General features: G+C 50.2%; 21 protein-coding genes. 16 read left to right on the forward strand and 5 right to left on the reverse strand.

Going from position 1 to position 21,818, the window contains the following annotated elements; genetic code table 11:
• Window positions 1-185 precede the first annotated feature (185 nt).
• The 3 genes from gatB to gatC are packed head-to-tail and all read right to left on the reverse strand — an operon-like array spanning window position 186 to window position 3,389.
• Window positions 186-1,622, reverse strand: a complete 1,437-nt coding sequence (gatB, locus tag M0R47_RS08205; RefSeq protein ID WP_292552955.1) for an Asp-tRNA(Asn)/Glu-tRNA(Gln) amidotransferase subunit GatB — start codon at window positions 1,620-1,622, stop codon at window positions 186-188.
• A 10-nt stretch (window positions 1,623-1,632) separates the two neighbouring features.
• The gene (gatA, locus tag M0R47_RS08210; protein WP_292552958.1) at window positions 1,633-3,084 is read right to left on the reverse strand and encodes an Asp-tRNA(Asn)/Glu-tRNA(Gln) amidotransferase subunit GatA; all 1,452 of its coding nucleotides are present in this window, start codon (window positions 3,082-3,084) and stop codon (window positions 1,633-1,635) included.
• A 17-nt stretch (window positions 3,085-3,101) separates the two neighbouring features.
• Window positions 3,102-3,389, reverse strand: a complete 288-nt coding sequence (gene gatC / locus M0R47_RS08215) for an Asp-tRNA(Asn)/Glu-tRNA(Gln) amidotransferase subunit GatC (RefSeq protein ID WP_292552961.1) — start codon at window positions 3,387-3,389, stop codon at window positions 3,102-3,104.
• 129 nt (window positions 3,390-3,518) lie between these two features.
• Between gatC and M0R47_RS08220 the strand changes: the two genes are divergently transcribed.
• The 14 genes from M0R47_RS08220 (at window position 3,519) to M0R47_RS08285 (ending at window position 16,014) form a co-directional block, all read left to right on the forward strand.
• Window positions 3,519-4,562, forward strand: coding sequence for a rod shape-determining protein (locus M0R47_RS08220; RefSeq protein ID WP_292552962.1), 1,044 nt, complete (start codon window positions 3,519-3,521; stop codon window positions 4,560-4,562).
• Window positions 4,563-4,818: 256 nt separating this feature from the next.
• Window positions 4,819-5,763 carry a rod shape-determining protein MreC gene (gene mreC / locus M0R47_RS08225; protein ID WP_292553117.1) on the forward strand — a complete coding sequence of 315 codons (945 nt, stop codon included), beginning with the start codon at window positions 4,819-4,821 and terminating at the stop codon, window positions 5,761-5,763.
• Window positions 5,760-6,242 carry a rod shape-determining protein MreD gene (mreD, locus tag M0R47_RS08230; protein WP_292552964.1) on the forward strand — a complete coding sequence of 161 codons (483 nt, stop codon included), beginning with the start codon at window positions 5,760-5,762 and terminating at the stop codon, window positions 6,240-6,242. The genes mreC and mreD overlap by 4 nt, the downstream gene beginning before the upstream one ends.
• A 16-nt stretch (window positions 6,243-6,258) precedes the next feature.
• Window positions 6,259-8,091, forward strand: coding sequence for a penicillin-binding protein 2 (mrdA, locus tag M0R47_RS08235; protein ID WP_292552966.1), 1,833 nt, complete (start codon window positions 6,259-6,261; stop codon window positions 8,089-8,091).
• Window positions 8,088-9,221, forward strand: coding sequence for a rod shape-determining protein RodA (gene rodA / locus M0R47_RS08240; RefSeq protein ID WP_292552969.1), 1,134 nt, complete (start codon window positions 8,088-8,090; stop codon window positions 9,219-9,221). Before mrdA ends, rodA begins: the two co-directional genes overlap by 4 nt.
• A gap of 135 nt (window positions 9,222-9,356) precedes the next feature.
• Window positions 9,357-10,421 carry a lytic murein transglycosylase B gene (mltB, locus tag M0R47_RS08245; RefSeq protein ID WP_292552972.1) on the forward strand — a complete coding sequence of 355 codons (1,065 nt, stop codon included), beginning with the start codon at window positions 9,357-9,359 and terminating at the stop codon, window positions 10,419-10,421.
• A complete protein-coding gene (locus M0R47_RS08250; RefSeq protein WP_292552975.1) occupies window positions 10,418-11,215 on the forward strand; it encodes a septal ring lytic transglycosylase RlpA family protein in 798 nt (265 codons plus the stop codon). Before mltB ends, M0R47_RS08250 begins: the two co-directional genes overlap by 4 nt.
• Window positions 11,216-11,306: 91 nt before the next feature.
• Window positions 11,307-12,476 (forward strand): D-alanyl-D-alanine carboxypeptidase family protein, encoded by a 1,170-nt coding sequence (locus M0R47_RS08255; protein ID WP_292552978.1) that lies wholly within the window; start codon window positions 11,307-11,309, stop codon window positions 12,474-12,476.
• Window positions 12,466-13,311 carry a D-amino acid aminotransferase gene (locus tag M0R47_RS08260; protein WP_292552980.1) on the forward strand — a complete coding sequence of 282 codons (846 nt, stop codon included), beginning with the start codon at window positions 12,466-12,468 and terminating at the stop codon, window positions 13,309-13,311. Before M0R47_RS08255 ends, M0R47_RS08260 begins: the two co-directional genes overlap by 11 nt.
• Window positions 13,304-13,567 carry a DUF493 domain-containing protein gene (locus M0R47_RS08265; protein WP_292552983.1) on the forward strand — a complete coding sequence of 88 codons (264 nt, stop codon included), beginning with the start codon at window positions 13,304-13,306 and terminating at the stop codon, window positions 13,565-13,567. Before M0R47_RS08260 ends, M0R47_RS08265 begins: the two co-directional genes overlap by 8 nt.
• A 21-nt stretch (window positions 13,568-13,588) precedes the next feature.
• Entirely contained in the window at window positions 13,589-14,197 is a 609-nt protein-coding gene (lipB, locus tag M0R47_RS08270) for a lipoyl(octanoyl) transferase LipB (RefSeq protein WP_292552986.1), read from the forward strand.
• Window positions 14,194-15,156 carry a lipoyl synthase gene (gene lipA, locus M0R47_RS08275; RefSeq protein WP_292552989.1) on the forward strand — a complete coding sequence of 321 codons (963 nt, stop codon included), beginning with the start codon at window positions 14,194-14,196 and terminating at the stop codon, window positions 15,154-15,156. The genes lipB and lipA overlap by 4 nt, the downstream gene beginning before the upstream one ends.
• A gap of 196 nt (window positions 15,157-15,352) precedes the next feature.
• Window positions 15,353-15,580, forward strand: a complete 228-nt coding sequence (locus M0R47_RS08280; protein WP_292552991.1) for a DUF4160 domain-containing protein — start codon at window positions 15,353-15,355, stop codon at window positions 15,578-15,580.
• Window positions 15,577-16,014 carry a DUF2442 domain-containing protein gene (locus M0R47_RS08285; RefSeq protein ID WP_292552994.1) on the forward strand — a complete coding sequence of 146 codons (438 nt, stop codon included), beginning with the start codon at window positions 15,577-15,579 and terminating at the stop codon, window positions 16,012-16,014. Before M0R47_RS08280 ends, M0R47_RS08285 begins: the two co-directional genes overlap by 4 nt.
• A gap of 102 nt (window positions 16,015-16,116) precedes the next feature.
• On the opposite strand, the gene M0R47_RS08290 is transcribed toward M0R47_RS08285, so the two are convergent.
• The gene (locus M0R47_RS08290) at window positions 16,117-16,665 is read right to left on the reverse strand and encodes a hypothetical protein (protein ID WP_292552996.1); all 549 of its coding nucleotides are present in this window, start codon (window positions 16,663-16,665) and stop codon (window positions 16,117-16,119) included.
• Window positions 16,666-16,814: 149 nt separating this feature from the next.
• Between M0R47_RS08290 and M0R47_RS08295 the strand changes: the two genes are divergently transcribed.
• Together M0R47_RS08295 and M0R47_RS08300 are read left to right on the forward strand one after the other, a co-directional pair.
• Complete coding sequence (locus M0R47_RS08295; RefSeq protein WP_292552999.1) at window positions 16,815-19,496, forward strand: bifunctional acetyl coenzyme A synthetase (ADP forming), alpha domain/GNAT family N-acetyltransferase; 2,682 nt, start codon at window positions 16,815-16,817, stop codon at window positions 19,494-19,496.
• An 82-nt stretch (window positions 19,497-19,578) separates the two neighbouring features.
• Window positions 19,579-20,124 (forward strand): septal ring lytic transglycosylase RlpA family protein, encoded by a 546-nt coding sequence (locus M0R47_RS08300; protein ID WP_292553001.1) that lies wholly within the window; start codon window positions 19,579-19,581, stop codon window positions 20,122-20,124.
• A 31-nt stretch (window positions 20,125-20,155) separates the two neighbouring features.
• Here the strand turns inward: M0R47_RS08300 and lnt are convergent, their stop codons facing one another.
• Window positions 20,156-21,715 (reverse strand): apolipoprotein N-acyltransferase, encoded by a 1,560-nt coding sequence (gene lnt / locus M0R47_RS08305; RefSeq protein ID WP_292553004.1) that lies wholly within the window; start codon window positions 21,713-21,715, stop codon window positions 20,156-20,158.
• Between the last annotated feature and the right edge of the window lie 103 nt (window positions 21,716-21,818).

The raw sequence follows: 21,818 nt of genomic DNA on the forward strand, positions 1-21,818 counted from the left end.
CCTGAATATAAGTTTTCAGCTCTTGTTTAAAGCCGGAGTGCAGGCTTTGCAAGCGGAGCTTGCGCTCCAAAATACCCGAAAACTTAAGTTCGATTACTTACGCTAGCCGAGTAGGCTGGGTCGCTAAAGCCTCTACGGTTAGCATATCTTTCCGCAACCCCGCCTACGCCACTTTAATTACCGATTTACTGCAATTTGGCTTTAAGCATTTTATTCACTTCCCCGGGATTTGCCTTGCCTTGCATTTCCTTCATTACCTGCCCGACAAAAAAACCGAACACTTTATCTTTACCGCTGCGGTACTGCTCAACCTGATCCTGATTGTCGGCAATAATTTTATCGATAATGGCTTCGATCGCGCCAGTGTCGGTGATCTGTTTCAGGCCTTTGGCTTCGATGACTTCATCAGCTGATGCTGCGCCTTGCCACAGTTCCTCGAACACCTGTTTGGCGATCTTGCCGGAAATGGTGTCGTCACTGATACGCTTTAACAACCCGGCCAAGCGTTCGTGACTGACCGGCGAATCGGTAATGTCCAGATCAGCCCTGTTAAGCGCGGCTAAAAGATCGCCGGTGACCCAGTTGGCGCACATCTTCGCCTCGCAACCCGATTCCTTGACCACAGCCTCGAAGTAATCAGCCAGCGGACGGGATGAGGTCAGTATCGTGGCGCTTTCTTCGTCCAGCACATAGTCATCTTTAAAACGCTGCTTTTTTGCCTGCGGCAATTCCGGCAATTGGGCTTTTATTTGCGCTTTAAAATCTTCATCAATCAGTACCGGCAACAAATCGGGGTCGGGAAAATACCGGTAATCGTTGGCTTCTTCCTTGCTGCGCATGGAACGGGTTTCATCCTTGTCCGCGTCATACAAGCGGGTCTCCTGAACCACAGTGCCGCCGCTTTCAATTAGGTCTATCTGCCGCTCGATTTCGTGATTGATGGCTTTTTCGACAAATCTGAACGAGTTGATATTTTTGATCTCGGTCCGGGTGCCGAATTCTTTCTGGCCTTTGGGACGCACCGATACGTTGGCATCACAACGGAACGAGCCTTCCTGCATATTGCCGTCGCAAATACCCAGATAGCGCACCAGCTCGTGCATTTTGCGCATGTAGGCCACGGCTTCCTTGGCCGAGCTCATTTCCGGCTCGGACACGATTTCCAGCAGCGGCGTGCCGGCGCGGTTTAAGTCGATTCCGGTCATGCCATGAAAACTGCTGTGCAATGATTTGCCCGCGTCTTCTTCCAGATGCGCGCGGGTGATGCCGATCCTTTTGCTGACGCCGTCAACGTCGATATCCAAATGTCCGACACCGACGATAGGCAGGTCCATCTGGCTGATTTGATAGCCTTTGGGCAAGTCCGGGTAAAAATAGTTTTTTCTGGCGAATACCGAATAAGGCGCGATATGCGCCTCAATTGCCATGCCGAAGATAACCGCCATGCGCACGGCTTCTTCATTTAATACCGGCAACACGCCGGGCAGGCCTAAATCGACCGCGCAGGCTTGGGTGTTGGGTTCCGCGCCATAAGCGGTGGATGCCCCGGAAAATATTTTTGATTTGGTGGCGAGCTGGGCATGAATTTCCAAGCCGATTACTGTTTCCCATTGTTGGCTCATCTTCTTCTCCTTACTCAAAACCTTTAGGTGTGTGCACGTGCCAATCGGTGACTTGCTGATACTGATGGGCGATATTCAACAGCCGGTCTTCGGCAAAATAATTGCCGATGATCTGCAAGCCTACCGGCATGCCTTTGACAAATCCTGCGGGAACCGACATGGCCGGAAGGCCGGCAAGATTGATCGCTATCGTATAGATATCGGACAAGTACATTTCAATCGGGTTGCCGATTTTCTCGCCGATGCCGAAAGCGGTGGACGGCGCGACCGGCCCCATGATCACATCGACTTCCGACAACGCTTTTTTGAAGTCATCGCTGATCAGACGGCGGATTTTTTGCGCCTTTATATAATAAGCGTCGTAATAACCTGCCGACAGCGCATAAGTCCCCATCAGGATGCGGCGCTTAACTTCCTTGCCAAAAGCTTCGCCGCGCGAGCGGGTGTAAAGATCGGTTAAATCCGCCGGATTTTCGCAGCGATAGCCGAAACGGACGCCGTCGAAACGCGACAGGTTGGCGGAGCACTCGGCCGGAGCAATAACGTAATAAGCGGGAATGGCCAGCTTAAGCGTAGGCATCGACACTTCGGTTACGGTGGCGCCCAGTTTCCGGTATTCGTTGACAGCGGCTTCAATCGTGGCAGCCACATCACTATTTAATCCGTCACCAAAAAATTCTTTGGGCAAACCGATTTTCAAACCCTGGAGACTATTGCCTAAACCGGCCATGTAATCAGGAACAGGCAAGTCGACGCTGGTTGAATCTTTATCATCGAAACCCGCCATGGTTTGCAGCATGATCGCCGCATCCTCGGCGTTGCGAGCCATCGGCCCGCCTTGATCCAGACTGGACGCATAAGCGATCATGCCGTAACGGGATACCCGGCCATAAGTCGGCTTTAAGCCGGTAATGCCGCAAAAGGCAGCCGGTTGGCGTATCGAGCCACCGGTATCGGTGCCTGTCGCACAGACTGCAAGCCGCGCTGCAACAGCTGCCGCCGTGCCGCCCGAGGAACCTCCGGGGACAGCATTGGTATCCCAGGGATTTTTGACGGCGCCATAATAACTGGTTTCGTTGGATGAACCCATCGCAAACTCGTCCATATTGAGTTTGCCCAGCATCACAGCACCGGCGTTATTGAATTTTTCCGCCACCGTTGCATTGTAGGGCGCGATAAAATTATCGAGCATTTTTGAACCGCAGGTTGTTTTAACACCCTCGGTACAAAATATATCTTTTTGCGCAACCGGTATGCCGGTTAACAACTCCGCATCGCCTTTTGCCAGCCTCTCGTCTGCTGCTTGGGCTTCCTGCAAGGCCAACTCTTCGGTGACGGTTATATAAGTATTAAGCGAGTTGTGTTGTTTGATTCTGGCTAAAAAAGCCTTAGTCAATTCTACGCTTGAAAATTCGCCGGAACGCAATCCCTTAGCCAATTCTGCAATTGTTTTGTTATACATAATTGTTATTTTTCCCTTTATTCAATTACTTTGGGTACTAGATAAAGTCCCGCTTCAACTTGTGGCGCAATAGCCTGGAATTTTTTGCGGCCGTCCTGTTCGGTTACCGCATCGGGCCGCAATCTTTGCACCTGATCCATCGGATGAGCCATCGGCTCAACACCATCAGTGTCAAGATCGCCCATCTGCGTCATCAAATCCAGCATTCCGGACAAATCCTTTGCATAAGAAACAACATCTTGCTCATCAATTCCCAGTCGCGCCAAATGCGCTATTTTCTTCACTTCATCCGCCGTTAAAGACACTATTAACTCCTATAAAAATTTCAGAGATTCTAATATTAATGCGTTTATAATACTTTATATCTTGCCCAAACACTCGCTTGATTGATAAAGTAATACAATTTTTTATTCCCCCAAAGGATACAGTTTAAAATGTTCAAAAGAATTCGCGGCCTTTTCTCCAACGATCTCGCTATTGACCTAGGAACCGCCAATACCTTGATCTACATTCCCGGGCAAGGAATCGTGCTTAATGAGCCATCAGTCGTTGCTATTAAGGAGGACAGAATCCGTGGCGCAAAAACCATTGCTGCGGTCGGTCTTGATGCAAAGCTCATGCTGGGCCGCACACCAGGCAACATTACTGCAATCCGCCCGTTAAAAGACGGGGTAATCGCAGACTTTGCCGTGACCGAGCGCATGCTGAGATTTTTTATCGAGAAAGTCCACCAAAGCAAATTACTGCGCCCCAGTCCACGCATTTTAATCTGCGTGCCTTGCGGCTCAACCCAGGTTGAACGCCGCGCCATTCGTGAGTCTGCGGCAATGGCCGGGGCACGCGAAGTTTATTTGATTGAAGAACCCATGTCGGCGGCTATCGGTGCAGGCCTTCCGGTTGAGGAGGCATGTGGTTCAATGGTTTTGGACATTGGCGGCGGCACCTCCGAAGTGGCGGTCATATCAATAAATGGCATCGTTTATTCTTCATCTGTCCGTATCGGCGGCGACCGCTTTGACGAAGCTATTATCAATTATGTGCGTAGAAACTACGGCACATTGATCGGCGAATCCACCGCGGAAAGAATTAAACATGAAATCGGCACAGCTTATCCCGGCAGCGAAGTTAGGGAAATAGAAGTTAAAGGCCGCAATCTGGCCGAAGGTGTGCCGCGCAGCTTTTCTTTAAACAGCAATGAAATTCTGGAAGCTCTGCAAGAGCCGCTGTCCGGCATAGTCGGTGCGGTAAAATTGGCTTTGGAGCAAACCCCGCCTGAACTCGGTTCGGACGTTGCCACACGCGGCATATTCTTAACCGGCGGCGGTGCGTTATTGAAGGATATCGACAGGCTGATAGCCGAAGAAACCGGCCTGCCTGTTTATATCGCTGACGACCCGCTCACCTGCGTGGCCCGTGGCGGCGGTATGGTTCTGGAAATGCTCGATAAAAAAGGAGTTTCCACTTTTTCCTTAGAATAATGATGTTCGTTCTTTAAAATCATTATCTTGGCAGTAACAAAGTCCGTAGGTTGAGTTACCGCCGCATGGGCAGAAGTTTTAACCTGCATTCCCACATCCTTGTGGGTTATGCAGGAGCAGCGCCGCGGTATCCCGAGGCGCATCTTTTTGCACCGCAACTCAACAGGTGCGACAATGGTTTATCAAGTTACATAAGCTACGCTAACTCGACCCACGCGTTACTCATATTTTTAAACTGGATAAGAGGCATCCCGCTATAAAACTTTTATTTGCTACCGGTCCTTCTATTAACACTCGTCTGCTTGTGGCGATAATTGCTTCAGTTGCCTTACTGATAACTGAACACAGAAGTCATCGACTGGACGCACTTCGAGCCACGTTATCAGTTGCTGTCGACCCGATAAAATATCTGGTCGATTTACCGACAGTAGTGTTCGAGCAAGCTGCCGACTCTGTCAGCTCCTATTCGACCTTAAAAAAAGAAAATACCCGCTTACGCGAAGAACAATTTATCGACAAAACCCGGTTACTGAAGTTCGACTCTTTGGAAAAAGAGAATATTCGCCTGCGCGCGTTATTGGAAAACTCGTTTAAACTCGGCGAACAACTGCTGATTGCGGAATTATTATCGATCAATACCGCGCCCTACGAAAATATAGTCGTAGTCAACAAAGGCACTCGCTTCGGCGTTCACCCCCAACAACCGGTGCTGGATGCGAACGGCGTGGTCGGGCAGGTTTTTCGTGCCTTGCCGTTCAGCTCCGAAATCATGCTAATTACCGATCCGAACCATGCCATCCCGGTGCAGGTCAATCGTAACGGCCTGCTGACCATTGCGGTAGGCAGCGGCCAGCTAAACCGGCTTAACTTGCCTTTTTTGCCTAATAATGCCGATATTCGCCCCGGCGACTTACTGATAACTTCCGGCTTAGGCGGCACTTTTCCGTCTGGTTACCCGGTTGCCGTGGTAGATGATTTCACCCCGATAACCAACAAGCCTTTCGTCAACATTACCGCAACCCCAAAAGCCATGCTGGACCGGAACAGAGAACTGCTGATCGTCTGGAGCGACTCATCCCCCGTTTCCCTTGGCACAACGCACGAAAAAGCGCCCGTGGCGAACCCTAACGGCCAACCCGCCGGGAGCGAATTGGGACGCCAAGAGCCCGAAAGGGCACGAACAGGGACTCGCCCGCGATGAATAACTACTACAGTTTTGGTCGCATTTTTTTGACGATCATCATGGCGATGTGTTTGATTATTGTGCCTTGGCCCAGCTTTTTGGCCAGCATAAACCCAGACTGGGTGCTTCTGGTGCTTATCTATTGGACGATTGCCGTGCCTGAACGCATCGGTATCTTTCATGCATGGACAATCGGGATACTGATCGATGTGTTGACCGGGAGAGCGTTCGGCCAATACGCGCTGGCCTATTCATTAATCATCTATTTTTGCCTGATCATGCATAAACGTTTGCGGCAATTTCCATTACCTCAACAGGGTTTGTTTATTTTCCTTTGCCTGCTATTTTCCCAAATGCTGCTTTTCTGGTTAAATAACATTCAGCGCCCCGTTCAATTGCATACTTCTTTCTGGCTGCCTGTCTTCACCGGCACACTATGCTGGCCTCTGATCTATACAACACTGCGCCGCATTCGTTTGTCGCGTCGCACTAAATAAAGCTTTCGTAGTTGTTATGTCTCGTATCTATACTATTAAAAATAAGTTAGTAGAGAGCCGTCTATTTCTTAATCGCATTATTGCCGCATTTATCCTCATACTGTTATTAACCTCCGGACTGATAGTACGTCTGGTTTACCTGCAAATTGTCGGGCACGAGCATTACACAACGCTGGCAAAAGACAACAGTATTAAAATTGAACCGCTGGTACCGACCCGGGGCATTATTTACGACAGGCACGGCAAAGTCCTGGCCGACAATACGCAGTCCTTCAGTCTGGAGCTAATTCCCGAGCAAATCAGCGACCTTAACGACACATTATTGCGCTTACAAAAGCTACTCAATATCTCTGACGAAAAAATCGACCAGTACCAGAAACAACGCAAACGACAAAAACGCTTCGTCAGCACCCCTTTGTTAATAAGCATGACCGGCGAAGAAATTGCCAAATTTGCCGTAGTCAGGCCGTATTTTCCCGGCGTCGACATCCAGGCCCGCCTGGTTCGGCATTATCCCTATGCCGAACTGGCCTCTCATGTGGTTGGTTACGTGGGACGCATCAACGAAGCGGAAATGAAATCCCTGCCTATCGCCGAATATCGAGGCTCGACCCATGTCGGCAAAATAGGTATAGAAAACACCTATGAAACCGAGCTGCACGGCAAGACCGGCTATGCGGAAATTGAAACCAATGTCCAGGCGCGCGCCATCAACACGGTCAACTCAGTCCCCCCTGTTCCGGGCGAAAATCTTTATCTGAGCCTGGATATCGATTTGCAAAAAACGGCTTACGATGCATTAGATGGCTTCAACGGCGCAGTCGTCGCCATCGATGTTAAAACCGGCGGCGTACTGGTGTTCGCCAGCCGCCCCGGTTTTGATCCTAACCCTTTCGTTATCGGCATCGCCAATGATGCGTATCAGGCCCTGCAATCTTCCGAGAACCAGCCGCTTTATAATCGCGCACTACGGGGCTTATACCCACCGGGATCAACCATTAAGCCGTTTATCGCACTGGCCGGACTTGAATACAATGCGATAAGCGCCGAGCATAAACTGTTCTGTCCGGGCTTTTATCAGTTACCGAATGTCAGCCACCATTATCGGGATTGGAAAAAAGGCGGCCATGGTTCGGTTAACATGACCGAGGCCATTACTCAATCCTGCGACGTGTATTTTTACAGCCTGGCGTCAATGCTGGGTATAGACCGCATGCATAACTTTCTGCAACACTTTGGCTTTGGCGAAAAATCCGGTATTGATTTGGTCGGGGAAAAGCAGGGATTATTGCCTTCGCGCGATTGGAAACGCAGTCACCGCAACCAGGCCTGGTATCCGGGAGAAACGCTGATTACCGGGATTGGCCAGGGATATCTTCAGGTTACGCCGATACAGCTGGCCAAGGCCACCGCTACCTTGGCAAATAAAGGTAAAGTGGTCACGCCCTCTCTGGTGAAAAATACTGCGGCCGCTACCGGGCCTGACACAGAACCTCCTGCAAGCGACATTACGGTTAAGCCGGAAAATATTAATAGCATCATCTCAGCCATGGTTAATGTTATTCATGATCCGCATGGCACAGCCAAAGGCATCAGCAAGAATATTAGCTACCAAATCGCCGGTAAAACCGGGACCGCACAGGTTTTTAACATTAAGCAGGATGCCAAATACAACGAGAACGAAATCGACTTCAAATTACGCGACCATGCTTTATTTATTTCCTTCGCCCCGGCTGATGATCCGAAAATTGCAATTGCCGTCGTCATTGAGAACGGCGGCCACGGCGGCTCAGTCGCAGCGCCTGTCGCGGGGCAAGTTATCAAGCAATATTTAGAGGGGCCACAATGAAAACCGAAACCCGCAGCGAACAATTCCATCCACCATCAGTTATCGGCAATATTCTCAGAAAACTGCACATAGATATTCCTTTATTCATCGGTTTGTTGCTTATCTCCCTGCTGAGCTTCGTTATTCTTTACAGCGCCGGCAGCCAGGATATGGATGTACTGATGCGTCAGGCTGCACGAGTAGGATTGGCTTTTTTGCTAATGACAGTGCTGGCTCATGTCGATCCTTACCAATTTAAACGCTATTCGGCAGCGCTGTTTAGCTTTGGCATCTTGTTACTGATCGCGGTGCTGATTCTGGGACAAATCGGCAAAGGTGCCCAACGCTGGCTGGATCTTGGCTTTTTTCGCTTCCAACCCTCGGAAATGATCAAGATCACCACGCCCATGATGATCTCCTGGTATCTGGCGGAACACGCGTTGCCGCCAAGGCCGAAACAATTGCTGATCGCCAGCATACTGATCATTATCCCGACCTTATTGATCGCAAAACAGCCTGATTTGGGCACCGCGTTACTGGTTGCCAGTTCCGGCGCAGCGGTGCTGTTCTTTGCCGGTCTTTCCTGGCGCTTTATTTTGGCGATCAGCGCCGTACTGGCAGGACTGACACCGATACTCTGGCATTTTATGCGCCCCTACCAGCGCGATCGGGTCCTCACCTTCTTAAATCCGGAGGCCGATCCTCTGGGCAGAGGCTACCATATTATTCAATCGAAAATCGCTATCGGCTCCGGTGGTATCTACGGCAAAGGCTGGCTGGGCAGTACCCAGTCGGAACTGGACTTTTTACCGGAAAGCTCCACTGACTTTATTTTTGCAGTCTTTGCAGAAGAATTCGGGCTATTCGGCTGTGTAGGCCTGCTGGCCTTATACCTGCTAATTATCAGCCGCTGCCTGTATATTGCCTCGCAGGCCCAGGACAGCTACAGCCGTTTACTAGCCAGCAGCCTGGCTTTTACCTTTTTTGTTTATGTTTTTGTTAACATCGGCATGGTAATCGGCGTACTTCCTGTGGTCGGCGTGCCATTGCCCTTAATCAGTTACGGCGGCACCTCGATAGTCACGTTGCTGGCCGGTTTCGGCATTCTTATGTCAATTCATACCCATAAAAAATTTCTGCCGCACTCGTAAACAGCAGGCTAAAGGCTAAAGGCTAAAGGCTAAAGGCTAAAGGCTAAAAATTATGAGCCTTTATCTCTGATTGATACCTTAAAATTTCTGTTTCACTTATGAATCCCAAACAAGCTCAAACACAAGGCTAAAAAGATGCACAAATACAACCTCATATCCCGGCTCAGAAGCATCCCCTGCGCCCTTCGCCTTTCGCCCTTCGTCTTGTGCCTTTTCCTCATCTCCTGCACCAGCAACATAAAAGACACCGAATCCGTTCATGCCTTTATCGAACAAATGGCGACCAAGCATCAGTTCGATGAGTCAGAACTTGATGATTTGTTTGAAACAGTCGAGATTAAGCAAGACATACTCAAAAGAATCAGCTCACCCTCGGAAGGTTTGCCCTGGTATAAATATCGCAAAATATTCCTGACCGACGCGCGCATCGACGCCGGTGTGCAATTCTGGCGGGATAATGAACCGGCGCTCACCGCCGCGGAAGCGAAATACGGCGTTCCGGCCGAAATTATTGTCGCTATTATCGGCGTTGAAACCCTGTTCGGAAAAAATACCGGCAACCACCGCGTTATCGATGCCTTATCGACACTGGCCTTTGCCTATCCGCCGCGCAGTAAATTTTTTACCGGCGAACTTGAAAACTTCCTGCTGCTCTGCCGTGACGAGCACATCAGCCCGGCCGACCCATTAGGCTCATACGCAGGCGCCATGGGCATACCGCAATTCATGCCCAGTAGTTTCAGGACTTACGCCGTTGATTTTGACAACGACAAGCGTAGCGACATCTGGCACAACAGCGGCGATGCCATAGCCAGTGTCGCAAATTATTTTGCTAAGCATCATTGGCAAACTGGTCAGCCTGTTGCCGTTCCCGTTACAGCCAAAGACAAAGCTTCCGCTCCTGCTAACGCCCCTCGCCCACGTCCTGTAGGCGAAAACTTTGAACCAGTTCTCAAAAATAGCCTTAAGCCTGATTTAAGGGTTGCCGAGTTAGAATCACTCAACTTAATTATTTCGAGGCAATTACCTTTAGACAGTAAAGTGAAACTGCTTAGCTTTGAACAGCAACAAGGCAAAGAACTCTGGGCGGCATTAGACAATTTTTATGTCATTACCCGCTACAACCACAGTCCTTTATACGCCATGGCTGTTTACCAGTTAAGCCTATCTATTTTAAGTAAAAAAGGCGCATTCCCATGAATAAAACCATACCGATACTTTTAATTCTTATTTTATGCAGTTGTACCGCCGAACAAATTAAAACCAGCAACACCTCCGGCCAAACATCGGTTACAACAGCTTCCTCCAGACATCATTCAATATTGAATGTCGAAAGTTCTGATAAACAGAACGCCTCCAACGAACAAGAAAACCTCTTCCCCCGCATTGTCCGTTACCTGAAACAAGGCATAGCCTCATGGTACGGCCCCGATTTTCACGGCAAAAAAACCGCATCCGGCGAAATATACGACATGTACGCCATGACAGCCGCGCACAAAACACTGCCTATTTCATCCTACGCCCGCGTCACCAATCTGGAAAACCAGCGCAGCGTCATTGTCCGCATCAATGATCGTGGCCCTTATCATGGCGATCGGGTTATGGATCTGTCGTATGCTGCCGCAAAAAAACTGGATATTGACGAGGCAGGAATAGGAAAGGTCGAAATCAAGGCGATTGCCCCGGAACAAGCATTAGCACAACTTCAAAACACCGCCAAAAAGCAAGAAAAAAGCGTCTATTTGCAAGTAGGTACCTTCGGCAACAAAAAGAAGGCATTGAAGTTGCAGAACAAAATTGCCGCCCATCAACTGCCTCAGCCTGAAATATTACCCTCAACTCATCAAGGCTCTACTCTCTACAAGGTTCAAATGGGGCCTATCGAATCATCGGAGAGCGCGCACAAGCTGAATCTACAGTTGGCAAAGCTCGGCATAACAACGACCCAATTTGTTACGGAAACCGATCAAAAACAAATCTCCATGATACAATAAGCCTATAGGATGAGCTGCCGAAGAAAGCCTATCCGTTCACGATTGATGGGCTTCGTGCCTCAGCCCATCCTATGTCCACACCGTTAGAGCAATGATCCTTTTTAGAAATTTTCCTGTTTTAGTATTTTTTAGCTTATTGATCGCCACAACCTCGGCAAATGCAGATGTCGCCGAAATCACGACCCCAGCCGCACCCACTATTGCTGCCAGCGGCTACATCCTAATGAACCATAACACCGGCAAAGTACTAGCCGAAAACAACGCCGACGTTAAGCTTGCCCCCGCCAGCCTTACCAAGATTATGTCTGTTTATGTGGTGTTCCGGGAAATCAGCAATGGTCACTTGCATTTAGATGACCTGGTCACCATCAGCCAAAAAGCCTGGCAAACGCCCGGTTCCCGCATGTTTGTCGAAGTCGGCAATCAGGTTAAAGTTGAAGACCTGTTAAAGGGCGTCATTATTCAATCCGGCAACGATGCCAGCGTTGCCTTGGCTGAACATATCGCCGGTGATGAAGCCACTTTTGCGGCCATGATGAATCAACATGCAGAACGACTGGGCATGAAAAACAGCCATTTTGAAGATAGCAATGGGCTGCCCATCGAAAACCATTACACCACTGCTCGCGACCTGGCCATCCTCACCCAGGCTTTAGTTAAAGAATTTCCTGATTACTATCGCTGGTTTTCACAAAAAGAATTCACCTTCAACAATATCGTTCAGCATAATCGCAATCAGCTGCTTTCTCGCGATGAAACGGTGGATGGCGTTAAAACCGGGTTTACCGATGCCGCCGGCTATTGTCTGGTTGCCTCTGCATTAAGAAACGACATGCGCCTGATTTCTGTGGTAATGGGCGCAAGCAGCCCTAATGCCCGGGCTAACGAAAACCAAAACCTGCTGAACTACGGTTTTCGCTTTTTCGAATCGCACAAACTGTATCAGGGAAAAACATCCCTGGCCGAAGCCAGAATCTGGAAAGGCGATATTAAAAACATACCGCTTGGCTTAGCTGAAGATCTTTATGCTTCGATTCCTCGTGGCCATTACGCTGACCTGAAAGCCGCTATCAACATTGATAAAAAAATTACCGCGCCTGTTAAAGAAGGTACAAAAGTTGGCACTGTCAACGTCACACTTAAAGATGAAGTGATCGCCAACAAAGACCTGATCGCCCTGAAAACGGTAGAGCAAGGCAACATTATTCAACGTCTCTATGACAGTGCAATGATGATGCTGGAGAAACCGGATGGACAATAAAACGGTCTATTTAAACGGGCAGTATCTGCCGCTTTGCGACGCCAAAATATCGGTTATGGATCGCGGCTTCCTGTTCGGTGACGGGATTTATGAAGTTATCCCGTCCTACTCGGGCAAATTGTTCCACTTTCAAGACCATATGGAGCGACTGGAAAACAGCCTGGCTTCGATCCGCTTGCCTAATCCGCATGACCGGACGCAATGGCTGGGAATTTTGACACCGTTGCTGGATAAAAATCTGGATCAGTCTATTTACCTGCAAATTACCCGTGGCGTCGCCTCCAAAAGAGACCATGCCTTTCCGGAAAACATCATGCCGACTGTGTTCGCGATGTGCTCAAACATCGTGCCATTTGAAAGTTTGAATTCCGGCGTAAAAGCCCTCAGCGTCGACGACAGTCGCTGGGAACTATGCAATGTTAAAGCCACCACATTGCTGGCTAATATTTTACTCAGACAACAGGCCGTAGAACAAGGCTGTGCAGAAGCCATCCTGGTCAAGGACGGCTATGTAACCGAAGGGGCTGCAAGCAATATATTTGCCGTGATTGACGGCATCCTGATTACACCGCCCATAGGCCGTGAAATATTGCCGGGCATAACCCGCAATGTCATTCTGGAACTCGCCGAGCAAAACAATATTCCCTACAGTGAAGACATTATTTCTTTAGATGCTTTGAGAACAGCCAGCGAAATCTGGCTGACCAGTTCTACCCGCGAAATCGTACCGGTTGTTCAACTTGATGATGAAGCCATTGCAAACGGCAAACCCGGCCCCATATGGAGAACCATGAATCAATTATTCCAGGCTTACAAGCAATCCGATCATGAGTGAAGAAACCCTTTTAGAATTTCCCTGCCGATTCCCGATAAAGGCAATGGGCAAAGCCAATCTTGAACTCGACCTGCTGGTCATAGAAATCGTGCGACGCCATGCCCCCGACATTAGCGAAGGCGCGGTTACTACACGCCCCAGCAAAGGCGGCAATTATATCGCCGTGACAGTCATTGTCGAGGCAACCAGCAAGCCGCAACTGGATGCTATTTATCAGGAATTAAGCGACCATCCGCATATCTTGATGGCTTTATAAAGCCGTTGCACTAACGGTCTTATGCCAATAACCATCCGCAATCAGGGCATCCAGCCCTATGAATCCACTTGGCAAGACATGCAGCGATTCACCCAAAATCGCACTGCCGACACCACTGATGAAATCTGGGTTACAGAGCACCCGCCCGTTTATACGCTGGGCTTAAACGGCAAGCGTGAGCATCTGCTGGATACCGGCGCAATTCCGGTTATTAATTCCGACCGGGGTGGACAGGTCACCTACCACGGCCCCGGCCAGCTGGTTATTTATACCCTGATCGATATTAAAAGGCTGAATCTGGGCGTCCGGTCACTGGTCACAGTGCTGGAACAAGCCATGATCTTTGCGTTGGCGCAGCACGGCATTACCGCGGTAGCCAGAGCCGATGCACCTGGCGTTTATGTCGATAACAAAAAAATCGGCTCCATCGGCCTACGCATAAAAAGAAATTGCAGCTATCATGGCCTCAGCATCAACAACCATATGGATTTGCGCCCTTTCGACCATATCAACACCTGCGGCTATCCGGGACTTGCAGTAACCCAGCTGGCCGACCTGGGCGTGACTGTCAGCAATGCTGAACTCGCCATCCCTGTTACCCAAGCTATCATAACGGCATTATCGAAATGACTTATCAAGCGCCCTCCCGTTCCACGCCCGATTCACACCAGCGCAATGCCGAAAAGCTGGCAAAAATCCCGATCAAAGTGGAGCCTGCTGAAACGACTTTGCGCAAACCGGAATGGATACGCATAAAAATATCAGCCAGCGACGAAGTCACCCGCATCAAGCAATTATTACGCGAAAACAACTTGCATACCGTTTGCGAAGAGGCCGCCTGCCCTAACTTGGGCGAGTGTTTCCAGCACGGCACCGCCACTTTTATGATCATGGGCGACTTGTGCACCCGCCGCTGCCCTTTTTGCGACGTCGCGCACGGCAAGCCGCTGCCGCTGGACAAAGACGAGCCACAACACCTGGCCGATGCGATACAGGCCATGGCTTTGAAATACGTCGTCATCACCTCGGTAGACCGCGATGATTTAAGAGACGGCGGCGCCGGGCATTTTGCCGAATGCATCGAAAAAATCCGTCTGCAAACGCCCGCTACTAAAATAGAAATCCTGGTGCCCGACTTTCGCGGACGCATCGAAAAAGCCGTAGCCATATTAGCCGAACAACCCTGCGATGTATTCAACCACAACCTGGAAACCGTGCCCCGGCTGTACAAACAAGTCCGTCCCGGCTCCGATTACCAAGGCTCGCTGAATTTATTGCAACAATTCCACCAAGCCCAGCCGCAAGTGCCGACCAAATCAGGCCTGATGCTTGGCGTGGGCGAACAGCAGCATGAAGTCCACCAAGTCATGAAAGATTTGTTAGCCCACGGCTGTTCAATGCTGACCATAGGACAATACCTGCAACCCAGCAAAGCCCATTTGCCGGTTCAAAGCTACATCACCCCGGAACAATTCGATGAATACGGCGCCTTTGCCAAAACTCTAGGCTTTAAACAAGTCGCCAGCGCGCCGATGGTTCGGTCGTCGTATCATGCCGATCTTCAGGCCAAAGCAATTATGCAGGAGTGAGAAACGCAGCTTCAACTAAGTCATAGCCCCAAACTTCGGCTCCTCTGTTTGCACAGGCATTAACATGAAATCTACAGAGAATGACGATCATGTCTATTGATAGAGCAGCGCTTATCCTGATTTAAAGCGCACGTTTAACTTCCCTCTCTCACTACAAGGCGGTTGACATATTGCAATTATTCCATATTATTACAATATGGCTACGAAGCAGAGCTTTCGCAACAAATACCGGCTTGAGATACGAGAGGACGACTCTCCGCCTATGCATGCGCACCTGGTCGGCGGCAGTTTTGATGTATTAATTAACTTACAAACCCTCGCCTGTGAAGGCACTTTTCCGCATGGCTTGCGCGATGAAGTCATGGCGTGGGTTATGGCAAACCGTAACGAATTGATCAAGGAATGGAAAAAGTGGCATCAATGAAGCGTCCCCGACTATCAGCGGTTGAACCTTTACCGAACTATCGATTAAAAATGACTTTTATCAACGGTTGCATCATGACCGTGGATAAGGGCGAAACTATTTTCGCCAAGCCCGGTCTCAAGCCTTTGCGCGACCCAGCCGCTTTTGGCAAGGTTCGGCTCACCAACAGCATTGGTTGGACGATCGAATGGGCAGACTTTGACATTCAAATCGGTGCGGATACCTTATGGCTGGAAGCGCTGCTTCAAAATGCCCCTGACGAAAATACCCGCACATTCCTCGCCTGGCGTCTACGTAACGGACTGTCCCTGGCCGGTGCCGCCCAAGCATTAGGCATGACCACGCGCACCATGAGCTCATACGGAACCGGCGCTCGCCCTGTTCCGTATCACATTGCCCTGGCCTGCAAAGGTTGGGAAGTTGAAAATAATTAAAAAACGATAATTGCGCATAGCGCAATGGAATGGGCCCATTACGCTACGCTCCAGGCTGGGATAAGGTCAACGGTTTGCCTCATTAGAAGCAAACCGACAGCATTATCGCTCTTTCTTTTTAAAGTTCCGCACCCCGGCAAAACCGAGCACCAGAACCAGAAGCCCGGCCATTATCACCATTATCTTGGTCACCGGAAATCCCACCAGAAACAGAAGCCGCTGTTGCCGGCTGTTACCGGAATCGTCTTTCAACGTAACGTTTAGCCTGTAGATACCGCGCTGCCGAATTGTTTGTGAAATTGAAGCAAGACCTGAATTCAACAGCTGTTCAGGCTGCTGTTTAATCACGGTAAATGCCCGGTCGGGGTCTGTCCATGACGTCAATGCCGCCAGCTCCAGCGTGACTAGGCTTCGTTCCTCTGCTAACGGCTCCACCGCCAGCACGACCTGCCCAAGCTCAGGAAAAAAATGGCAAAAATGCTTACCTTCCAGCTCCGGCTGAAACTGGTAACCGCTTATGCGCAGTTGGGTGTCGCCCACGGTCAGGAAACAGCTATTGTCGTGATCTACTCCGGCATGGGCAAACACCGATTTATAAGCCATTAAACTAAAAAGCGTGCTGATCAGTAGTTGTGTTATCAAACGATTCAAAATACTTTCCGCCAAGTCAAAAAGATTAGTGTATCAATTTATGGCGCAGCTTATCGCCTCCCGCCGTTAAAAATTATCAGTTCAACAGGCAGACAGTGTTAGAATTTTGGCTGCAAAGCGCATTTACTTTAGTTATTTCCGGAGCATCAATGGGACCCCATTATCTAAACCGTTTTTTCACCCCAAGAACCGTTGCCATCGTTGGCGCATCCGAACGAGTGGAAAGCGTGGGTTACCGACTACTGTTTAACATGCAGGAGGCGGGCTTTACAGGCGGGCTTTATCCGGTCAACAATAAACGCGATCAGTTATTAGGCTTAAAGGCCTATCCCGATCTCCTTGCTGTTCCAGATGACCTCGACCTGGTGGTGATTGCCACACCGGCGCCCAGCGTTCCCAGCGTTATGCGCCACTGCGGCGAAAAAGGCGTCACCTCCGTCATCATCATCAGCGCAGGCTTTGGCGAATTAGGTCTGGAAGGCAAACGCCTGCAGCAGGAAGTCCTGGACATCGCACATCGCTACAACGTGCGCATCATCGGTCCTAACTGCCTGGGCGTTATTCGTCCCAGCGGGCAGCTTAACGCAACCTTCGGTGACGGCACTGTTAAAGACGGCAATCTGGCGCTGCTCTCTCAATCAGGCGCGGTATGCACGGCGATTCTGGACTGGGCCAAATCCCAGGATATCGGCTTTTCAACAGTCGTATCGATGGGCGGCGCGGCGGATATCGATTTTGGCGAGGTACTGGATTACCTGGCGACGGATAGTAAAACCACCGGCATTTTGATGTACGTTGAGGGCATACGCGATGCCCGCCGTTTTTTGAGCGGCCTTAAAGCGGCAGCGCGGCTAAAGCCGGTGATCCTGATTAAATCCGGCCGTCATGAAGCGGGCAGCAAGGCAGCGATGTCGCATACCGGCGCCATGGTCGGCGGCGACAACGTGTTCGATGCCGCGATTGCAAGAGCCGGCGTCGTTCGGGTCTATAGCATCAATGAACTGTTTTCCGCCGCCCGCGTTTTGGCAAACAACTATGTAGTCAAAAAGGATAGGCTGGCGATTATCACCAATGCCGGCGGCCCCGGCGTAATGAGCACAGACCGCGCGGAAGATGTCGGCGTACAGATGGCGGAACTGAGTCCTGACAGCATTGCCGCGCTGGACGAAGTTTTGCCGGTGCATTGGTCTCATGCCAACCCTGTCGACATTCTGGGCGATGCGACCTCTGAACGCTATCAGAAAGCGCTGGAGATCTGCCTTAACGATAACAATATCGACGGCATACTGGTCATTCTGACCCCTCAGGCCATGACCAATCCGACCGAGGTTGCCAAATGCATTATCGAAGGCGCAAAAGCCAGCAATAAACCGGTGTTGGCGTCTTGGACAGGCGGCGCGCGGGTTCACGAAGGCCGCGGGCTTTTTGCCAACAGCAAAGTGGCTCACTTTAGTACGCCGGAAATCGCTGTTGATGCGTTTTCATTCCTGGCCAGCTACGCCCAGAACCAGATCCTGCTTAAACAAATACCCTCGCCAAGCGATGAATTGGCGGCGCCCGATGTTACAGGCGCACGCTTGATTATCGAACGGGTGCTTTCGGAAGGCCGCCAGGTTTTAACCGCGCAGGAATCCAAAGCCATCCTGGCCGCCTTCCATATCCCGGTCAACCAGACTATCAAGGTTGCCAATGCCAAGGATGCAATGATTGCCGCTGAAACGCTGCGCTTTCCGGTGGTATTAAAAGTCAATATGGCAGAATTCAGCCATAAATCCGATATCGGCGGCGTGCGCCTTAATATCAACAGCGTTCAGGGAGTTTCACACAACTTCATGGAAATGGAAGCGGCCATTAAGCAAAAATATCCTGAAATTACCGAAGTCGGCATGACGGTTGAGCCGATGTTTAAATCCGTCAGCGGCCGCGAGCTGATGATCGGCGTGGTCAGGGACCCGGTATTCGGCCCGGCGATCAGCGTCGGCTTGGGCGGCACGATGGTGGAAATTTTAAAGGACAGTGCCGTCGCCCTGCCGCCGCTGAATGCTTATATGGTTGAGCAGATGATCGCCAAAACCAAGGCGGCCAGATACCTGGAGGCGTTCCGCCAGTTACCGGTTGCTAATAAGCAAGCCCTGGTGGATGCGTTGCTTAATGTATCCACCATGGTTAGCGAACTGCCGGAAATTCTGGAGCTGGATATTAATCCGCTGATCGTCGATGAGAACGGCGTTATGGCGGTTGACGCCCGGATTAAAGCGGAAACATCGCATCAGCTCAATTCTTATTCGCATATGGCGATCCATCCTTATCCCCACCAACTAATTCAGCGCCATCAATTATCGAACGGCGCCAATATTACGATCAGGCCTATTCGCCCTGAGGATGCCGGCCTGGAAAAAGATTTTATGCATCGCTTGTCCGAACGCACCAAATATTTTCGTTTTATGCAGGCCTTGCAGGAGTTGACACCGGAAATGGTAGTACGTTTCACCCAGATCGACTATGACCGCGAAATGGCCTTTGTTGCGGTAGCCGAAGATGAGGGCATGCCGGATGAATTAGGCGTAGGCCGCTATATGGCCAACCCGGACGGTCATTCGGTAGAATTTGCACTGGTCGTCGCCGATGATTGCCAGCGCATGGGCATAGGCACCCGACTGATGAAAGCCTTGCTGCAAACAGCCAAATCCAAAGGCATATCCTTCTTTGAAGGTGAAGTGCTGGCTATTAACAAGCCAATGTTGTCGCTGGTGACCAAGCTGGGCTTCAGTATCGAAGCCATTGCCGATGATCAGGAAGTGGTGCGCGTTGTTAAGGATTTACGGTATTAATTGGGCTTATAAAATTAAGCAGACAGTTTGTCAGCCGCGCTTTTGGCTTACCGGCGCATTAGAAAGCAGCGATAAAGTTGATATGACCCATTCAGGCATTCCGATGATCTATCTACAGGCCTTCCATTTTCATAGCAACAATCAATCCCGTTCCGGACTGTTCGGGCTAATTGCACTGCTGGCCGCTTTATTGAGCGGCTGCGCTTCCGAGCCTCCGTTGCCGCTTCCCGCAAACCAGCAGGTTTATCGCCATAGCAAGCCGTCTTATAACCAGCCTTATACGGTTCATGGAAAAACCTACTATCCAATGGATTCAGCGGCGGGTTACAGCGAACAGGGTGTCGCCTCATGGTACGGTTCGGAATCAGGCCATAGAACCGCTATGGGAACCCGCTTTAGGCCGCAAGGGTTCTCGGCCGCTCATAAAACCTTGCCCTTACCGTGCAAAGTGCGGGTGACCAATCTGCACAATGGCCGCTCCGTTGATGTCGTGGTTAATGATCGGGGTCCATTTAAGAAAAACAGATTAATTGATTTGTCTCGTGGCGCCGCAAAAGAATTGGGCCTCAAAGGCATGGGCGAAGTCAGAGTTGAGTATCTCTCGAACAACGTTAGTACATTCGAATAGTTTTCAGCCATCATTCTGCGTATTACGCTAGCTAATGCGCCCTGCATTTTAATTTAAAAAGCCTACCGTACCCCGACAAACCTAACAACAAAATAAACAATACCCCAATAACCGGCTGATCGCCCCATTCGGCATAAGGCGTCATGCCGCCCATCGGCGTAATCGTTCCGGTCAGCGCCGTTTCCTGAAACAACGGCGCCTGATTGACGATTTCGCCTTTTGGAGAAACCACAGCCGTTATGCCGGTATTGGTCGCCCGAAGCAAAAAGCGCCCGGTTTCCATCGCCCGCATTCTTGCCATTTGCAGATGCTGATAAGGCTCTATCGAATCGCCGAACCAGCCGTCATTAGTCACATTAACCAGATAAGCCGCGTCCGGTAAGCCCCGGACACTTAACTCGCCGAATACGTCTTCATAGCAGATTAAGGTTATGAAAGGATAGCCAGCCGCTTTCAGCAAAGGCTGGTTTACTGCGCCGGGCGTAAAATTTCCCAGCCTTATATTGATCATGTTGAGCACAAAACCCGATAAAGGCTGTAGCGGCAGGTATTCGCCAAAAGGCAATAAATGGGTTTTACGATACATGCCTTCTTCCTTGCCCATCGTTATCACGGCATTGAAGTTTTTCTTCGGAGTGCTTTCCTGTACCGGAACGCTGATGATTAAGTCGGTATTGTGCCGCAGGGCATCATTAACCAGCGGCACTAAAAAACCGTCTTTAACCTGGTCCAGATAGGCCGGAATCGCGGTTTCCGGCCAGATGATCACATTGGAATCCCAATGCTCTTCCGTCATTCTTTTATATTTTAAAAGCGTGTTGATTTTATTTTCCGGCCGCCACTTTTGATCCTGCGCTATATTGCCTTGAATCAAGGATACGCGAAGGGGCTGCCCTATTTCATGCGTCCACGTTACATCCCGCAACCAGCCGCCCGTTCCCCACAAAGCGGCAAGCATCATTATTAGCATGAGTTGCTCAAGGCGAAAGCCCCGCAGGAATTCGGGGGAGGCCGGTCTTTCTGCCCGTATCGCCCCATCAAAAATTTCCAAAACAACCGACGCCGTTAACGCCACCATGAAACCGGTACCGTAAACGCCCAATACCGGTATGTATCCGGCCAGAGGAGCCTCCAGCTGGGAGTAGGCAATATGCAACCAGGGAAAGCCATTCAGCACCCAATAGCCGCGGAGATACTCAACGAGTATCCAAATGGCCGGCAGCAATATAATCCGCACCGCCCGCTTATTTCCCGGATTCGTTTTTACCCACGAATATCCGGCCAAAGACGGAAACATCGCCCAGAAAGCAGCGAACAAAGCGGTCAGCAGACTGGCCCCAAGCACACCGGCTCCGCCAAAATCGTGCATGCTGATATAAACCCAGGACACGCCTGAACCAAACGCGCCCAAGCCGAATAAATAACCGCGCAAGGCCGCGCGCCTAGCCGATATGCCCTGCCAGCAGGCGAACAAAAACACCAGCGCTACCAGAGCAAAACCAGAATAATCAAAGGGGGCAAAAGATAAAGTCAGCAAAATACCGGCGATTGGGGCGCCAAAATCCCAATACTTACTGTTTGAATATTGCATGTTTTATTTTCAAAATCGGCTTATGATTGTGCTTTATAAATGAACACCCGTTAAGGCTGTCATAATAGCAAAGATGCCGTGGAGTAGTTCAAGGCTTGTCCCG

The organism is Methylobacter sp. (assembly GCF_023227905.1).
GTDB lineage: Bacteria > Pseudomonadota > Gammaproteobacteria > Methylococcales > Methylomonadaceae > Methylobacter_A.

What these genes read in the sequence shown, in the direction of transcription:
- rodA (WP_292552969.1), top strand. Translation starts at nt 8,088, where the DNA reads ATGAAAACCGAAACCCGCAGCGAACAATTCCATCCACCATCAGTTATC.
- gatA (WP_292552958.1), bottom strand. Translation starts at nt 3,084, where the DNA reads ATGTATAACAAAACAATTGCAGAATTGGCTAAGGGATTGCGTTCCGGC.
- M0R47_RS08280 (WP_292552991.1), top strand. Translation starts at nt 15,353, where the DNA reads ATGGCTACGAAGCAGAGCTTTCGCAACAAATACCGGCTTGAGATACGA.
- M0R47_RS08250 (WP_292552975.1), top strand. Translation starts at nt 10,418, where the DNA reads ATGAATAAAACCATACCGATACTTTTAATTCTTATTTTATGCAGTTGT.
- M0R47_RS08295 (WP_292552999.1), top strand. Translation starts at nt 16,815, where the DNA reads ATGGGACCCCATTATCTAAACCGTTTTTTCACCCCAAGAACCGTTGCC.
- M0R47_RS08285 (WP_292552994.1), top strand. Translation starts at nt 15,577, where the DNA reads ATGAAGCGTCCCCGACTATCAGCGGTTGAACCTTTACCGAACTATCGA.
- mreD (WP_292552964.1), top strand. Translation starts at nt 5,760, where the DNA reads ATGAATAACTACTACAGTTTTGGTCGCATTTTTTTGACGATCATCATG.
- M0R47_RS08220 (WP_292552962.1), top strand. Translation starts at nt 3,519, where the DNA reads ATGTTCAAAAGAATTCGCGGCCTTTTCTCCAACGATCTCGCTATTGAC.
- lipA (WP_292552989.1), top strand. Translation starts at nt 14,194, where the DNA reads ATGACTTATCAAGCGCCCTCCCGTTCCACGCCCGATTCACACCAGCGC.
- M0R47_RS08265 (WP_292552983.1), top strand. Translation starts at nt 13,304, where the DNA reads ATGAGTGAAGAAACCCTTTTAGAATTTCCCTGCCGATTCCCGATAAAG.
- lipB (WP_292552986.1), top strand. Translation starts at nt 13,589, where the DNA reads ATGCCAATAACCATCCGCAATCAGGGCATCCAGCCCTATGAATCCACT.
- M0R47_RS08300 (WP_292553001.1), top strand. Translation starts at nt 19,579, where the DNA reads ATGACCCATTCAGGCATTCCGATGATCTATCTACAGGCCTTCCATTTT.
- mrdA (WP_292552966.1), top strand. Translation starts at nt 6,259, where the DNA reads ATGTCTCGTATCTATACTATTAAAAATAAGTTAGTAGAGAGCCGTCTA.
- M0R47_RS08260 (WP_292552980.1), top strand. Translation starts at nt 12,466, where the DNA reads ATGGACAATAAAACGGTCTATTTAAACGGGCAGTATCTGCCGCTTTGC.
- mltB (WP_292552972.1), top strand. Translation starts at nt 9,357, where the DNA reads ATGCACAAATACAACCTCATATCCCGGCTCAGAAGCATCCCCTGCGCC.
- M0R47_RS08255 (WP_292552978.1), top strand. Translation starts at nt 11,307, where the DNA reads ATGATCCTTTTTAGAAATTTTCCTGTTTTAGTATTTTTTAGCTTATTG.
- lnt (WP_292553004.1), bottom strand. Translation starts at nt 21,715, where the DNA reads ATGCAATATTCAAACAGTAAGTATTGGGATTTTGGCGCCCCAATCGCC.
- gatB (WP_292552955.1), bottom strand. Translation starts at nt 1,622, where the DNA reads ATGAGCCAACAATGGGAAACAGTAATCGGCTTGGAAATTCATGCCCAG.